Origin of the sequence: Escherichia sp. WS1368, from assembly GCF_046487485.1 — a bacterium.
GTDB lineage: Bacteria > Pseudomonadota > Gammaproteobacteria > Enterobacterales > Enterobacteriaceae > Escherichia > Escherichia coli.
The window spans coordinates 121,763-135,971 of sequence record NZ_JBJQJI010000007.1; the positions used below are offsets into that span (position 1 = coordinate 121,763).

16 protein-coding genes and 1 other annotated feature (1 of these 17 only partly in view) are annotated in these 14,209 nt (G+C 48.0%); of the genes, 4 read left to right on the top strand and 12 right to left on the bottom strand.

Annotation, left to right across the window (positions count from 1 at the left end):
• Nucleotides 1-31: 31 nt before the first annotated feature.
• The 5 genes from ymiC to topA form a co-directional block, all read right to left on the bottom strand.
• Entirely contained in the window at nucleotides 32-127 is a 96-nt protein-coding gene (gene ymiC, locus ACJHYD_RS14790; RefSeq protein WP_001310756.1) for a small membrane protein YmiC, read from the bottom strand.
• Nucleotides 128-240: 113 nt separating this feature from the next.
• On the bottom strand, nucleotides 241-408 hold the full coding sequence (gene yciX, locus ACJHYD_RS14795) for a protein YciX (RefSeq protein WP_001297116.1): 168 nt from the start codon (nucleotides 406-408) through the stop codon (nucleotides 241-243).
• 2 nt (nucleotides 409-410) lie between these two features.
• Nucleotides 411-551 carry a YmiA family putative membrane protein gene (locus ACJHYD_RS14800; RefSeq protein WP_001300896.1) on the bottom strand — a complete coding sequence of 47 codons (141 nt, stop codon included), beginning with the start codon at nucleotides 549-551 and terminating at the stop codon, nucleotides 411-413.
• A gap of 318 nt (nucleotides 552-869) precedes the next feature.
• Nucleotides 870-1,844: an HTH-type transcriptional regulator CysB gene (cysB, locus tag ACJHYD_RS14805; protein ID WP_000776253.1), complete on the bottom strand. Its 975-nt coding sequence runs from the start codon at nucleotides 1,842-1,844 to the stop codon at nucleotides 870-872.
• Between the two features lie 209 nt (nucleotides 1,845-2,053).
• Entirely contained in the window at nucleotides 2,054-4,651 is a 2,598-nt protein-coding gene (gene topA / locus ACJHYD_RS14810) for a type I DNA topoisomerase (protein WP_001295576.1), read from the bottom strand.
• 379 nt (nucleotides 4,652-5,030) lie between these two features.
• Here topA and ACJHYD_RS14815 point away from each other — a divergent pair, with 379 nt between their 5' ends.
• Nucleotides 5,031-5,282 carry a YciN family protein gene (locus tag ACJHYD_RS14815; protein WP_001031530.1) on the top strand — a complete coding sequence of 84 codons (252 nt, stop codon included), beginning with the start codon at nucleotides 5,031-5,033 and terminating at the stop codon, nucleotides 5,280-5,282.
• A 35-nt stretch (nucleotides 5,283-5,317) separates the two neighbouring features.
• Here the strand turns inward: ACJHYD_RS14815 and sohB are convergent, their stop codons facing one another.
• Nucleotides 5,318-6,367, bottom strand: a complete 1,050-nt coding sequence (sohB, locus tag ACJHYD_RS14820; protein WP_001523120.1) for a protease SohB — start codon at nucleotides 6,365-6,367, stop codon at nucleotides 5,318-5,320.
• A 219-nt stretch (nucleotides 6,368-6,586) separates the two neighbouring features.
• On the opposite strand from sohB, the gene ACJHYD_RS14825 reads away from it, so the two are divergent.
• Nucleotides 6,587-7,345, top strand: coding sequence for a YciK family oxidoreductase (locus ACJHYD_RS14825; protein ID WP_000559277.1), 759 nt, complete (start codon nucleotides 6,587-6,589; stop codon nucleotides 7,343-7,345).
• A complete protein-coding gene (cobO, locus tag ACJHYD_RS14830) occupies nucleotides 7,342-7,932 on the top strand; it encodes a cob(I)yrinic acid a,c-diamide adenosyltransferase (protein ID WP_001278881.1) in 591 nt (196 codons plus the stop codon). The genes ACJHYD_RS14825 and cobO overlap by 4 nt, the downstream gene beginning before the upstream one ends.
• A 51-nt stretch (nucleotides 7,933-7,983) precedes the next feature.
• Here cobO and ACJHYD_RS14835 read toward each other — a convergent pair whose 3' ends face one another.
• The 6 genes from ACJHYD_RS14835 to rnm all read right to left on the bottom strand — a co-directional run bounded on the left by ACJHYD_RS14835 (nucleotide 7,984) and on the right by rnm (nucleotide 13,981).
• Nucleotides 7,984-8,292, bottom strand: coding sequence for a hypothetical protein (locus ACJHYD_RS14835; protein ID WP_001000710.1), 309 nt, complete (start codon nucleotides 8,290-8,292; stop codon nucleotides 7,984-7,986).
• 10 nt (nucleotides 8,293-8,302) lie between these two features.
• Entirely contained in the window at nucleotides 8,303-9,304 is a 1,002-nt protein-coding gene (locus ACJHYD_RS14840; protein WP_000622026.1) for a hypothetical protein, read from the bottom strand.
• Nucleotides 9,305-9,473: 169 nt separating this feature from the next.
• Nucleotides 9,474-10,349: a 23S rRNA pseudouridine(2605) synthase RluB gene (rluB, locus tag ACJHYD_RS14845; protein WP_001291217.1), complete on the bottom strand. Its 876-nt coding sequence runs from the start codon at nucleotides 10,347-10,349 to the stop codon at nucleotides 9,474-9,476.
• Nucleotides 10,350-10,559: 210 nt separating this feature from the next.
• A complete protein-coding gene (locus ACJHYD_RS14850) occupies nucleotides 10,560-12,455 on the bottom strand; it encodes a DUF2207 domain-containing protein (protein WP_001551010.1) in 1,896 nt (631 codons plus the stop codon).
• A gap of 27 nt (nucleotides 12,456-12,482) precedes the next feature.
• A complete protein-coding gene (locus ACJHYD_RS14855; protein ID WP_001295575.1) occupies nucleotides 12,483-13,103 on the bottom strand; it encodes an L-threonylcarbamoyladenylate synthase in 621 nt (206 codons plus the stop codon).
• Nucleotides 13,100-13,981 (bottom strand): RNase RNM, encoded by an 882-nt coding sequence (gene rnm, locus ACJHYD_RS14860; RefSeq protein ID WP_001285692.1) that lies wholly within the window; start codon nucleotides 13,979-13,981, stop codon nucleotides 13,100-13,102. The genes ACJHYD_RS14855 and rnm overlap by 4 nt, the downstream gene beginning before the upstream one ends.
• Before the next feature lie 137 nt (nucleotides 13,982-14,118).
• On the opposite strand from rnm, the gene trpL reads away from it, so the two are divergent.
• The gene (gene trpL, locus ACJHYD_RS14865; RefSeq protein WP_001700591.1) at nucleotides 14,119-14,163 is read left to right on the top strand and encodes a trp operon leader peptide; all 45 of its coding nucleotides are present in this window, start codon (nucleotides 14,119-14,121) and stop codon (nucleotides 14,161-14,163) included.
• Nucleotides 14,140-14,209: a sequence feature (Trp leader region), on the top strand (it continues 24 nt past the right edge of the window). Its footprint overlaps the gene before it by 24 nt.

Genomic DNA, 14,209 nt, shown 5'->3' on the forward strand with positions numbered 1-14,209 from the left:
AATGAAAACCCCGCCGCAGCGGGGTCAGGGATCAGTGAGTAATGATCCAGAGGAGTTCGGCCCAGAAGAGCATCGACAGAGAAAATGCGCCCATCCAGGACCAATATTTCATATTTGTGTTGATCATAGGCTACACCTTTAACGGTTATTACTTTGTGTTGAGATAACTCAACCTGTTATTGCTGCGGTGTATTAAAAGCCCTGTAATTCATTAAAAATGGGTAATAAGAATGATGATAATTATTGTTTCGGCTGATCATCTTCAGCAAACAGTTCTATAAAGGCTTGCTGCTGCGATGTTAGTTGCCAGTCGTCTGGAATAACGACGGAACATTCCCGTTTCGTTTCTGTTTCATTGTCACTATGCTGGCATAATGGTGACGACTCCAGTTGCTCCTGACCGACCATAGTTATCCCCACACTTTCCAAATCAGCAGTGCGACAACCACCCAGAAAAGTGCAGAACCAAGAAAAACCGCCAGCCAGGCTTTACGTTTTAATTCAGGATCGCGGCGGGGTTCCTGATTTCCAGAAGGCATTGCTAACCTCATATAATCGCCATCACTTATCAGAAAGACGTTGAACGATTGGTGTAATTAATCATACGATGAGACAAATCCTAAAGAAACTTTAGTCAAAAATCCAGCGAATTTACGAATCGTCTCCAGTGAATAATTCAATCTTTTGACCTGAAATAGATATTTGAAAACTGGAGTTTGCGAGGCGGGTAATTAGACACTACTTTACAGGTAATTTACCCTATAAATATGAGGGATAAAAATATTGTGCACGGTATACAAATAAGCAACAAAAGAGAATATATTCCGGCACCTTCGCTACATAAAAGGTGCCGAAAATAACGCAAGAAATTATTTTTCCGGCAGTTTTATATCTTTAAACATGACCTCAATTTCTTCATTAGAGCGCAATGCGACAGCCGCATCAACGACATCACGCGTTAAATGCGGTGCAAAACGCTGAATGAAATCATACATATAACTGCGCAAAAAAGTACTACGGCGAAAACCAATTTTGGTTGTACTGTGGCTGAAGATATCGTGAGCATCAACGCGCACCAGGTCGGGATCGGCGACCGGATCCACCGCCATGCTGGCAATGACCCCTACCCCCAGCCCTAACCGGACGTAAGTTTTAATGACGTCAGCATCCGTTGCCGTGAAGACGATACGCGGCGTTAACCCTGCGCGGTTAAAGGCAGTATCCAGCTCTGAACGTCCGGTAAAGCCGAAGGTATATGTCACCAACGGATATTGCGCCAGTTCTTCAATGGTAATGGCTTTTTTGCCTGCCAGCGGGTGATCCGGAGTGACTACAATAGCCCGATTCCAGTGGTAGCACGGTAACATCACTAGATCTTCATACAGATGCAACGCTTCTGTGGCGATAGCGAAATCGGCATTGCCTTTAGAGACAGCATCAGCAATTTGTGTCGGCGAGCCCTGGTGCATATGCAAAGAAACGCGGGGATAACGCTCAATAAAGCCTTTGATGACGTTTGGTAACGCGTAGCGTGCCTGGGTATGCGTGGTGGCGATATACAGCGAGCCTTTATCCGGCCAGGTGTGCTCTCCGGCGACCGATTTTATGGCATCAACTTTCGACAGGACTTCACGAGCGATACGAATTATTTCTTGTCCTGCTGGCGTTACCTGCGTCAGGTGCTTGCCGCTTCGGGAAAAAATTTGAATGCCTAGCTCGTCTTCCAGCATTCTGACTTGTTTACTGATCCCGGGTTGTGATGTGTAAAGTCCTTCCGCCGTTGATGAGACATTCAGGTTATGATTGACCACCTCAACAATATAGCGAAGTTGTTGTAATTTCATGTTAAACCATCCACTTAGACGCCATCAGAACATCGTTTTTTCGTCACACCTGGCGGGTGACTAATACGATTTAATAATAAAAAAGGTGCTAACTATAACCACTATATCATTTATAGCCTTAGTGTATAGGTGTGAAGAAAAAATAATATGCAATAAAAAAGGGCCGCTTTCGCGACCCTTTGTTTATAAAAACCTGACAGAATTAAAGGTTATTTTTTTCCTTCAACCCATTTGCCATCAACATAAAATGCTGACCAGCCAGTCGCCTTTCCGTCTTTTTCCGAAGAGACATATTGCTGTTTGGTTTTACGGCTAAAGCGAACCATGGTCTTATTACCTTCCGGATCCTGCTGTGGCGCATCGGCCAGATAACGCAGTTTTTCCGGCAGACGGTCGCGGAAGCGATAAAGCTCTTCCACCAGTGGCGCACGTGTTTCACGCGATTTCGGGAAGGTATTGGCCGCCAGGAACACACCGGCAGCACCGTCACGCAGCACGAAATAAGCATCTGATTTTTCGCACGGCAGCTCCGGTAATGGCACCGGATCTTCTTTCGGTGGTGCCACTTCGCCGTTACGTAAAATCTTACGCGTGTTTTTACACTCTTCGTTAGTGCAGGCCATGTATTTACCGAAACGCCCCATTTTCAGGTGCATTTCAGAGCCACATTTTTCACACTCAACGATCGGGCCGTCATAACCTTTAATGCGGAATTCGCCCTCTTCGATCTCGTAACCGTCGCAGGTTGGGTTATTACCACAGACATGCAACTTACGTTTCGGATCGATGAGATAGCTGTCCATCGCCGTGCCGCATTTCGGGCAACGACGTTTTGCGCGCAGCGCGTTGGTTTCAGCGTCTTCGCCTTCCAGCACGTTCAGCACTTCGTTTTCCGGCACCAGGTTAATGGTGGTTTTGCAACGCTCTTTCGGCGGCAGCGCATAGCCAGAACAGCCAAGGAATACCCCGGTGCTCGCTGTGCGAATCCCCATTTTGCGACCACAAGTCGGGCAGTCAATGCTGGTCAGAACCATCTGGTTCGGGCGCATCCCCCCCTCTTCCGGATCTTTTTCAGCTTTATCTAACTGCTGGGTGAAATCCGAGAAGAAGTGATCCAGTACAGCTTTCCACTCTGCTTCGTGATTTGCCACCTGGTCGAGGCTGTTTTCCATCTGTGCGGTGAAGTCGTAGTTCATTAACTCACGGAAATTTTCTTCAAGGCGATCGGTGACAATTTCACCCATTTTTTCCGCGTAGAAACGACGATTTTCTACTCGCACATAGCCACGATCCTGAATGGTCGAAATGATCGACGCATAGGTAGACGGACGACCGATGCCGCGTTTTTCCAGCTCTTTAACCAACGATGCTTCACTGAAACGCGCTGGCGGCTTGGTAAAGTGCTGGGCTGGTGTCAGTTCAACGAGTGTCAAAGCATCGCCTTTATCGACTGCCGGTAAGATACGATCTTCATCGCCTTTACGCAGCGCAGGCATCACTTTCGTCCAGCCATCAAAGCGCAAAATACGACCGCGTGCTTTCAGGCGGAAATCGCCCGCACCAACGGTCAGCGTCGTGGAGTCATATTTCGCTGGGGTCATCTGGCAGGCAACGAACTGACGCCAGATTAACTGGTACAGTTTCTGCGCATCTGCTTCCATATCCTTCAGCGATTCCGCCATCACATTGACGTCAGAAGGACGAATCGCTTCGTGCGCTTCCTGTGAGTTTTCTTTGCTGGCGTACTGATTCGGACTTTCCGGCAGATATTTCTTACCAAAATTATCGCTGATATAACCGCGAACCATATTTACCGCGTCCTGACTCAGGTTGGTGGAGTCGGTACGCATGTATGTGATATAGCCAGCTTCATACAAACGCTGCGCCATCATCATGGTTTTTTTCACGCCAAAACCAAGACGGGTGCTGGCAGCTTGTTGCAGCGTAGAGGTAATAAAAGGAGCGCCAGGTTTACTGGTTGTCGGTTTGTCTTCACGTTCCAGCACGCTGTAGCGCGCTTTTTCCAGCAGACTTACCGCAGCCTGAGTTTGTTCTTTGTTGACCGGACGGAACGGTTTGTCGTTCTGATGAGTCACCTGCAACGCCAACGCTTCACCAGATGGCGTGGTCGTGCTGGCATCGACTTCCCAGAACTCTTCCGGTACGAACGCTTTAATTTCACGCTCACGCTCGACCACCAGGCGGACCGCCACCGACTGCACACGACCGGCAGACAGACCACGAGCGATCTTTTTCCACAGCAGCGGCGAAACCATATACCCCACCACGCGGTCCATAAAGCGACGCGCCTGCTGGGCATTAACACGATCAATATTCAGCTCACCTGGTTTGTTAAATGCCTGGCGGATCGCGTTTTTAGTAATTTCGTTAAACACCACTCGGCTATAGCGCGCATCATCACCACCAATCACTTCCCGCAGGTGCCATGCAATGGCTTCCCCTTCGCGGTCAAGGTCGGTTGCGAGATAGATGTGGTCGGCTTTTTCAGCCAGTTGTTTCAGTTCAGAGACGACCTTCTCTTTACCAGGCAACACTTCATAGTGCGCCTCCCAATTGTGCCACGGGTCAACCCCCATACGGTTGACGAGAGCGCCACGTTCATCCTTTTTAGGCTTTTTAGCCGTCTTGGTGGAGGTAGAGTCGGCACTCTTTTTGGCAGCTGAGCCACTGGTCGGCAAATCGCGGATGTGACCGACGCTGGATTTCACCACGTAGTCACTACCCAGATACTTGTTGATCGTTTTGGCTTTTGCCGGGGACTCAACGATGACAAGAGCTTTACCCATATTCACCTTACCTAATTTGATTCTTCCAGGAATGCGTCGCACGTTGATAAACCTTCCACTGGCAACGAGTTACCGATATGGACTCGCTCTCTGCGGATATCAACCCCTTGTCGTGACTCTGTTCACGAAAATTCAGGTGACTGAGTTAACAGGTCTTGGCCTACAGGCGCTATAGCACGACGGAATTTTGGTCGAATGTCAAGCAAATCTATTGCCAGATTGACGAAAGCGTCACACTGTACCTGATAAAATCCGATACGCAACTTTATTAGCATGCAAAATCCAAAGTTGCCAGTAAGGCGCTCTTGCCACCAGCGTGGTATATTTGTCTGCAAGCCATGCCTGGCGTAGACTAATGTCCTTGTTTAAGGAGTAAATAATGAACAAAGAGACACAACCCATCGACCGCGAGACGCTGTTGAAAGAGGCCAACAAAATCATTCGTGAGCATGAGGATACGCTCGCAGGGATTGAAGCCACCGGCGTCACGCAGCGTAATGGCGTGCTGGTATTTACCGGCGACTACTTTTTAGATGAACAAGGATTGCCAACAGCCAAAAGCACCGCGGTGTTTAATATGTTCAAACACCTGGCCCATGTGCTTTCAGAAAAATATCACCTGGTTGATTAAAGCAAAACGCGAGGTCTTAGCCTCGCGTTTGTCTTTTACATCAATGGCTTTTGACCCCGCTGCCACCAGCGTAGCAACAATCGATCGGCGCTCTCTGCCGCGCTGCCGGTGAATCGGTCAATGAGTCGTTTACGCTGCATATAGCGTACATTGACCACTTCACGGCCTTCCATCAGGCTAAGAATAACTTCATCACTGGTGTTGATTTCATCAACCAGGCCTTTCTCTACCGCCTGTTGTCCGTACCAGTGTTCACCCGTTGCCACCTGTTCAATATCCAGAGACGGACGCATACGCTTCACAAAATCTTTAAATAACTGATGCGTTTCGTTCAGCTCTTCGCGGAATTTCTCCCGCCCTTCTTCGGTATTTTCACCCAGCAACGTCAGCGTGCGCTTATACTGCCCGGCGGTGTGCAGTTCGATATCAATATCTTTGCTTTTCAGGAAGCGGTTAAAGTTGGGCATTTGCGCCACCACGCCAATAGAACCCACAATAGCAAACGGTGCGGAAACAATTTTGTCTGCCACACAGGCCATCATGTAACCGCCACTGGCAGCAACTTTGTCTACCGTAACAGTTAAAGGAATGTTTTTATCACGCAGACGCTGCAGCTGCGAAGCCGCCAGCCCGTAACCATGCACCATGCCACCAGGGCTTTCCAGACGTAGCACAACCTGATCCTGCGGTTTGAATGCTGCGAGTACCGCCGTTATCTCTTCACGTAGCGAGTTCACTTCATGGGCGTCCATGCTGCCTTTAAAATCCAGCACCCAGACGCGAGGTTTACTGTCAGTTGCCACCTCGCCCAGTTTGGCTTTCGCTTTTGCTGCTTTCGCTTCTTGTTTGTGCTTTTTCTTCTGCGTTTTGTGCCACTGTTTTTGCTGATGAGTGTCCATCAGCGCCGCAGCCAGTTCTTCTTTCATCTCCTTATACTGTTCGCTGATATTGTTGACCCGTAACTCGCCACGCTGGCGTTTATTACGTTGAGCAACATTGACAATAATGGCGGCAATCGCCGCAATCGCTAGCACAACGGTAACGATTTTCGCCAAAAACAAACCATATTCAGACAACAATTCCACGAGTCCCCACCTTGGTTAAACAACGCTTTGGCTCACAGTTTACAACAGGCATGTTAAGCCGTCTCGCAGAGATGTTATTGCAGCGAAAGTATGACAAAGTATCCATTTTGCGGTGTTATCGCCCCAGGCTGATTGAAATGCCCTTCTGTTTCAGGCATAAAGCCCCAAAGTCATAAAGTACACTGGCAGCGCGACAGACAACGTCGTTGAGGAGTAGCCATGCATTACCAGCCAAAACAAGATTTACTCAATGATCGCATTATCCTGGTGACGGGAGCCAGCGATGGTATTGGCCGTGAAGCCGCGATGACGTATGCACGCTATGGTGCGACAGTGATTCTGTTGGGCCGTAATGAAGAAAAATTACGTCAGGTAGCCAGCCACATAAACGAAGAAACTGGACGTCAGCCACAGTGGTTTATTCTCGATTTGCTGACCTGCACGTCCGAAGATTGCCAACAACTGGCACAGCGCATTGCCGTTAATTATCCGCGTCTGGATGGTGTTTTGCATAATGCCGGATTGCTCGGCGATGTTTGCCCAATGAGCGAACAAAATCCGCAGGTCTGGCAGGACGTCATGCAGGTCAACGTTAATGCCACCTTTATGCTCACCCAGGCACTGCTTCCTTTATTACTCAAATCGGACGCCGGTTCACTGGTCTTTACTTCATCAAGCGTTGGACGTCAGGGACGAGCCAACTGGGGCGCATATGCAGCGTCGAAATTTGCCACCGAAGGGATGATGCAGGTACTGGCCGATGAATATCAGCAGCGCCTGCGCGTCAACTGCATTAACCCAGGCGGTACGCGCACCGCAATGCGGGCCAGCGCCTTCCCGACCGAAGATCCACAGAAACTTAAAACACCCGCTGATATCATGCCGCTCTACCTCTGGCTGATGGGCGATGACAGCCGCCGTAAAACCGGCATGACCTTTGACGCCCAACCGGGCCGTAAACCAGGAATTTCCCAATGAGTGATGAACGCTACCAACAGCGTCAGCAGCGAGTGAAAGAAAAAGTCGATGCTCGTGTGGCCCAGGCCCAGGATGAACGCGGTATTATCATCGTTTTTACCGGCAATGGAAAAGGCAAAACCACCGCGGCATTTGGTACGGCAACTCGTGCAGTAGGCCATGGCAAAAAAGTGGGTATCGTGCAGTTTATTAAAGGCACCTGGCCTAATGGCGAGCGCAATCTACTGGAGCCACATGGCGTTGAGTTTCAGGTGATGGCAACGGGCTTTACCTGGGATACACAAAATCGCGAATCTGATACCGCGGCCTGCCGTGAAGTCTGGCAACATGCCAAACGAATGCTGGCCGATCCTTCACTGGATATGGTTTTGCTCGATGAGCTGACTTATATGGTGGCGTATGATTATTTGCCACTTGAAGAAGTGGTGAAGGCGTTAAATGAACGTCCACATCAGCAAACCGTCATTATTACGGGTCGTGGTTGTCATCGGGATATACTTGAACTGGCGGATACGGTAAGTGAATTACGCCCCGTGAAACATGCGTTTGATGCCGGTGTAAAAGCGCAGATAGGGATTGACTACTAAGTGAAAGCACCTCAAAAGAAGCCTCTTGAGGTGCTTTAATCATGATTATATTCAAGCGGCAATAGCGAAATTCAGAATACGTGTAATCTCATTCAAATGTCCCGGATATGCTTCATGATTCTCAGCGTCAACATCTTCAATAAATAATATCAGTTCAGTAATTAACGCATTAGCATCGTCATAATTTATCCCGGCTAACTCTGGCGAAGTTTCAGTACCATAGTTAATCGTCAGGTTGTTCATAACTGTGAGGATATGGATAAAATATTTATGACAAACATTACATGTGGTTTTATTACCCAAAGTATTATACAGCATATCAAGTAATGCCAGTATTCTACGGTTTTGCACATCGTTCATAAAAAGCCTCCTATAACATTATTCCGCTGGCAATAAGTAATTTTGCCAGCCCCTCAGACGCCTTTAACCCACTAATGACCTGTGCGCGTAATATTTCATTTAATCTTTTTTGTTCAGCTGCCGTGCGTGTTTTATTAACGTATAAGCTTTTTAGATAATCACCCTTATCTATAAAGGCATTTAAAGCCTCAATCGCAGGCATGGCAGGTGCCGATGCCTGTAGTCTGGTTTCATTCACATTGATTACTGAACTTAGAAACTCCTTCCTGTTTTTCAGAGTGTTAAACTCTGTATTCTTAGAGTTTTTAGATGCTGTATTATAATAAAACATATTATCATGCACATTCGCAAAGGTATAATTTTCAATCTTATTGCTTTTTGTATAAATATCATTGCGCAAAACCGCCATGTTCTTTATAAGTCTTACCCAGTTTTCATCTGCCGTTTTGCCTATTTTTCCAGAATTGACTTTAATTATATATAACTCATTGAAATAATTTACCAAATCTTTAACCGCTGCTGCAGATTGAGCTAAATCTTTGCTATGTGAAACACCAAGTAGTGTTTGTGCGTTGTTTGCGTGATCCAGAGCCTGTTTAAGTAATGCCACTTGCTGACTTTCCGTAGTTGCCATATCCTTTGTCAGAAGTTCCACATAAGCGCTCATGCTATTAATGACTTCCATTGAAGCCAGTAATTTTTCTTTCTCGAAAGGGACTAATTGTACTTGTTTTGTATTTGGCCCTGAACGCTGGCATAATTTTCCGCCATTCCCATCACCGCCTATATCAATGGTATAATCAGGTCGCAGAGCACAATCCGGATTAGTCGCGTAGAAATTAACAAGGAAGTTTTCACGAGAAGCATAGTATTGTTTAAAGAAACTTGCATTCGCCGCTACTGCTTTGTTACCCGCAGTAATAACAGTTTCAGCTTGTTCGTTTTTCAATGCTTCAGTTGCACAACCTGAAAGCATTAACAGCGATAGAAATATTCCACTATATCTAATCATAACCCACCTCTTGACGTTGAGTTTATCTCAGATAATTAAATAGTAATGTGGCTATTTCCGGGTATTATTCATAAGCAAGTATGAAATTAAATTAAAATACTGCGACTATTTATCATGCTTCAAATGAAGAAAAGGCCCCGCAGGGCCTTTATTTTATACTTATCTTAAATTAACCGTTATTATTACGTCCACCAGAACGACGACCGCCGCTCACCTGACTGTGACGCTTAACCGCTCGACGAATCTGATTCGCCTTCATACGACGACGGTCTTTTTCTACAGCGACTTTAGAGCTGGTTTCTGGCGGTAGCTCCACCAGTTCGCGCAGATAGTTAGTCTGGGCGAGGTCCAGCTCCGTCCAGCCACCGCGTGGCAGACCTTTCGGCAGTGGGATATCACCGTAACGAACACGGATCAGGCGGCTTACCTGCACACCAACCGCTTCCCAAAGACGACGAACTTCACGGTTACGGCCTTCGGTCAGAGTAACGTTGTACCACTGGTTGATCCCTTCGCCGCCGCTGAACTTGATGGTTTTAAAGGCTGCCGGACCATCTTCCAACTGCACGCCACGACTCAAATCACGCAGTTTCGCGTCGTCAACCTGACCAAATACACGCACGGCATATTCACGTTCAACTTCACGGCTTGGATGCATTAAGCGGTTTGCCAGTTCACCGTCGGTGGTAAACAGCAGCAGACCGCAGGTATTAACGTCCAGACGACCCACGGCAATCCAGCGCGCACCGCGCAGCTTTGGCAGACGGTCAAACACCGTTGGACGCCCTTCCGGATCGTTACGGGTACACAACTCACCTTCCGGTTTGTAATAGGCCAGAACGCGACAAATTTGTTCAGCGGACTCACGTACCGAAATAAGGTGACCATCGATACGGATTTTCAATCCAGGGGTAACTTCAACGCGATCGCCGAGTTTAGCAATTTTGCCATCAACACTCACACGACCGGCTTCAATAATAGATTCGATTTCACGGCGAGAACCGTGGCCGGCACGCGCCAGCACTTTCTGTAGCTTTTCGCTCATAGAGCTTCCTTTTGGTGTCGCCTTCCCAGGCGTCTGATATGCTTTTGTGCAACAGTGAGTCAGAACTGACATCTGACTCACTGATAGTAAAGTCTGTTTGAACTCTTCAGGCCTTAAGTAAACGACTCGACGTTTATCGGCCTGGCTTTGAGGCGCAACATACTACACTATCTTTATGGTTAAAGCTTGTTTCGATTAACGTCGATTTGGTTACCAACCACCACCGCCTCCGCCACCCGCACCGCCGCCAGCACCACCACCGGAATAGCTTCGCCCCAACAAACTGGTATAGGCCCCGCAACTCAGGTGCGTCTGCAATGAGAATAAAACGCCACTACGGGCAATTTCCGGGGCGCTAACAGCCGCTGTGAGTGATGGGGTGATACGTTCTGCCCATTCTCTACCAAGGTTTGCCGAGACCGCCCAACCTAACAACGCGTAATCCAGTTTCCGTGTTTCCCCTTTCCGCCGCCGCCCACTGTGTGTTGCCGCCTCTTTACGCGCAAGATAGTTAACGATAGCTTCACCGTGGGCATAACGTTGCTGCCCAGTTTGGGTAAACTTTGGCAGAAAAATATACCCCATGCCAGTGAGATAACCGGTCAGGACAACAGCGCTAAAATAACCCGCTGGCATATACCAGTAAAAGAATACATCTCCGACATTGATATAGAGAGAATAGAAGGCCACACCTGAACAAATCAGTGGTAAAAACAAAGTGATGATTACACGATTAACGCAAGGCTTGTCATCATCGCGGGCAAACAAAAGCTCAAGGGAACAAAATAAAAAAGGAAGAAGCCAGCAGATCATAATAAACATATCGCCCACCAGACTCATTCCTGCCCAGCCTACGGGACTCAGGTTACCGTAGAGAATGACCGCCAATATTGCCATTCCGCCCCATTGCAAAAACGCATCAGGTCGGTAAAACGAAGACTTTTTACGCGGCAGATAAAATTTCTGCATCCGTAAAAATGCCCTGCGTAACACTCTGTTGCGTCTCCCCGTAAGAACGACCTTATCGCCTTTACGAAATAACGCTTCCAGTAATAACTGCTCTGCGGGCAGTAATACCGCATTATTTCTGGTCGCGCCTTCATTAACACGAATCAGGATTTGCTGGTTCTTGTCATACTGATCTTCCAGATGAATTTTGCCTTTCACAATCAGATTTACGATATCGGCACAAAAACCTTTATCGTCGTAAACCAGCTTCGCATCGAGACGTAACATGCCGGGCGTGTAATCTGGCGGAATGACATCGGTTTCAATCACATCTACCGGCGTAAATTGCGGCCTGCGCTTCCAGAGATATAACCATCCACAAACCATGAGCAGACACGGAAACCAAATTAACAACGATGACGTGGAGGGTAAAAGAAGATGGCTGAAAATATTCGTCGTTTGTAGAGCCGGGGCATTGCTAAGTAAAGCGTGAGGCCAGCGATAGAGGACCGTGAAGTCTTCACGATAAAACGGATCGCGGGATTCAATTCTTCCGTCCTCAAGGATGCGGCCATTTCGATATGTGTCGCCCTCTTCTCCGGTAAAGAGATCAATTTCGCTAAATGGATTACCCGCAATATTAGAGATCTGGAGAGAAAATCGGGTCTTATAAATTTCAAACGGCCACTTGTTACCGGTCACGTTCCAGATTAACAGATCAGAATCTCCCTCACGCAGGAAAGCATTTTTAACCTGATAATGAATTTGATAATGATAGTCACCTTGAGGCAAGAAACGTTGTTTATCGCCCACGACAATACTCATTAAACCGATATGCCAGTCAAGATGCCAGGGTTCAGGAACACCATCACGGGTGACGCCAACAATATGATAGTTCAGCAGTGCAGCGTCACCATCAGGCTGCATCCATAGTCGTGGTAAATCACGATAAAATCCGTGCTTAATCTGCTGATTTCGCGCCTGAAAATGAATGTTCTCTTTGATGTCGAGCACCCCATCCAGTTGCAGGGTGGCTTCAACATCAAAGAGCGAGATCCCTTCTTCATAAGAAGGGATCTCCGTGTTTTCTGCATAACTTAGAGATGATACAAACAGCCCTGCTATCAACAGCAAAATGCAGCGAAACTTCCCTGCCATAGTCTTCCATCCGTGGAACGCAATTTGTTATAAGAAAGGCTTCACATCACCTACGCCTTCACGCACCACGACCGGCGTATCATCAGTAAGATCAATAACCGTTGTTGGTTTCTGCCCGAGATAGCCGCCGTGAATAATCAAATCTACCTGTTTTTCCAGACGGTCTTTAATTTCTTCCGGATCGGATTCGGTAAATTCGCTACCTGGCAGCATCAGTGATGTGGAAAGCATCGGTTCGCCCAATGCTTCAAGCAGCGCCTGCGCAATCGGGTTAGAAGGCACACGCATACCGATGGTTTTGCGTTTTTCCTGCAACAGACGGCGTGGCACCTCCTTCGTCCCTTTCAGGATGAAGGTGTAGTTGCCCGGCGTGTTGTTTTTCATTAAACGAAACGCAACGTTATCCACGAATGAATAGGTCGAGAGCTCAGAAAGATCGCGACACATCAGGGTAAAGTTGTGACCGTCCGGCAGCTGGCGAATACGACAAATACGCTCCATGGCGTTTTTATCTTCAATTTTACAGCCGAGCGCATAGCCGGAATCAGTTGGATAAACAATCACCCCGCCTTTACGCACGATCTCCACCGCCTGGTTGATCAGACGTTGCTGCGGGTTATCAGGATGAATATAAAAAAACTGGCTCATAATTCCCTCTCTGTGGTGTTCTGCGGCTGTTCCCATAGCTGCCAGACGCCTTCAACGCCTGCAGGCAGCCAGAGTTTACGACCCAGTTCAATCCACGGGCACGGCTGATGAAAATCAGATCCTTGTGATGCCCATAAATGATGCTGACGCGCAAGTGTGGCCAGCTGGGTGCGTTCATTGGGCGATTGCTGGCACTGCGCGACTTCCATCGCGTCGCCGTGGTGTTCGGCAAAATGCGCAACCAATCTTTTCAGCCATTTAGCACTAAGATTGTACCGCCCAGGATGAGCTAGCACCGCCTTACCGCCAGAATGATGAATGACATCAATAGCTTGTTCTATTGTACACCACTGTGGCGGAACGTATCCGGTTTTCCCGCGCGCCAGATATTTTTTAAAGACATCCGCCATTGAACTGGCTTTGCCGCACTCCACAAGGAAACGCGCAAAATGACCGCGCGTCACCGCACCGCCCTGCGCCAGTCGTTGCGCGCCTTCCAGCGCCCCAGGTATTTGCGCTTTTTCAAGTCTTTCAGCAATCAGCTGCGCCCGCTGATTGCGCCGTTCTGTCTGCTGCGCGAGGAACTCACACATTAGCGGATGAGTAATATCAATATTCAGCCCGACAATATGAATTTCATGATTTTCCCAGACCGTGGAAATTTCCACGCCGGGAATAAGATTCAGCGCCAGTCCCGAACGTGAAATTTCCTCTCTTGCTGGTGAGATTGCAGCTGTGGTGTCATGGTCGGTGATCGCCAGGGTGCCGACGCGCATCTCGACTGCACGGTGCACCAATGCTTCTGGCGTCAGGCAGCCATCGGAAGCTGTGGTATGGCTGTGCAGGTCGTAAATCACTGCGTAATTCGTGTCGCTCAAGGCGCACTCCCGTTCTGGATAATGTTTTTTGCGCCGACATCATAACGGTTCTGGCAAATATTCTGAAATGAGCTGTTGACAATTAATCATCGAACTAGTTAACTAGTACGCAAGTTCACGTAAAAAGGGTATCGACAATGAAAGCAATTTTCGTACTGAAAGGTTGGTGGCGCACTTCCTGAAACGGGCAGTGTATTCACCATGCGTAAAGCAATCAGATACCCAGCC

Bases quoted from the DNA above. Each gene is read 5' to 3' on its own strand.
- ymiC (WP_001310756.1), bottom strand. From the start codon at position 127: ATGATCAACACAAATATGAAATATTGGTCCTGGATGGGCGCATTTTCT.
- yciX (WP_001297116.1), bottom strand. From the start codon at position 408: ATGGTCGGTCAGGAGCAACTGGAGTCGTCACCATTATGCCAGCATAGT.
- ACJHYD_RS14800 (WP_001300896.1), bottom strand. From the start codon at position 551: ATGAGGTTAGCAATGCCTTCTGGAAATCAGGAACCCCGCCGCGATCCT.
- cysB (WP_000776253.1), bottom strand. From the start codon at position 1,844: ATGAAATTACAACAACTTCGCTATATTGTTGAGGTGGTCAATCATAAC.
- topA (WP_001295576.1), bottom strand. From the start codon at position 4,651: ATGGGTAAAGCTCTTGTCATCGTTGAGTCCCCGGCAAAAGCCAAAACG.
- ACJHYD_RS14815 (WP_001031530.1), top strand. From the start codon at position 5,031: ATGAACAAAGAGACACAACCCATCGACCGCGAGACGCTGTTGAAAGAG.
- ACJHYD_RS14825 (WP_000559277.1), top strand. From the start codon at position 6,587: ATGCATTACCAGCCAAAACAAGATTTACTCAATGATCGCATTATCCTG.
- cobO (WP_001278881.1), top strand. From the start codon at position 7,342: ATGAGTGATGAACGCTACCAACAGCGTCAGCAGCGAGTGAAAGAAAAA.
- ACJHYD_RS14835 (WP_001000710.1), bottom strand. From the start codon at position 8,292: ATGAACGATGTGCAAAACCGTAGAATACTGGCATTACTTGATATGCTG.
- ACJHYD_RS14840 (WP_000622026.1), bottom strand. From the start codon at position 9,304: ATGATTAGATATAGTGGAATATTTCTATCGCTGTTAATGCTTTCAGGT.
- rluB (WP_001291217.1), bottom strand. From the start codon at position 10,349: ATGAGCGAAAAGCTACAGAAAGTGCTGGCGCGTGCCGGCCACGGTTCT.
- ACJHYD_RS14850 (WP_001551010.1), bottom strand. From the start codon at position 12,455: ATGGCAGGGAAGTTTCGCTGCATTTTGCTGTTGATAGCAGGGCTGTTT.
- ACJHYD_RS14855 (WP_001295575.1), bottom strand. From the start codon at position 13,103: ATGAGCCAGTTTTTTTATATTCATCCTGATAACCCGCAGCAACGTCTG.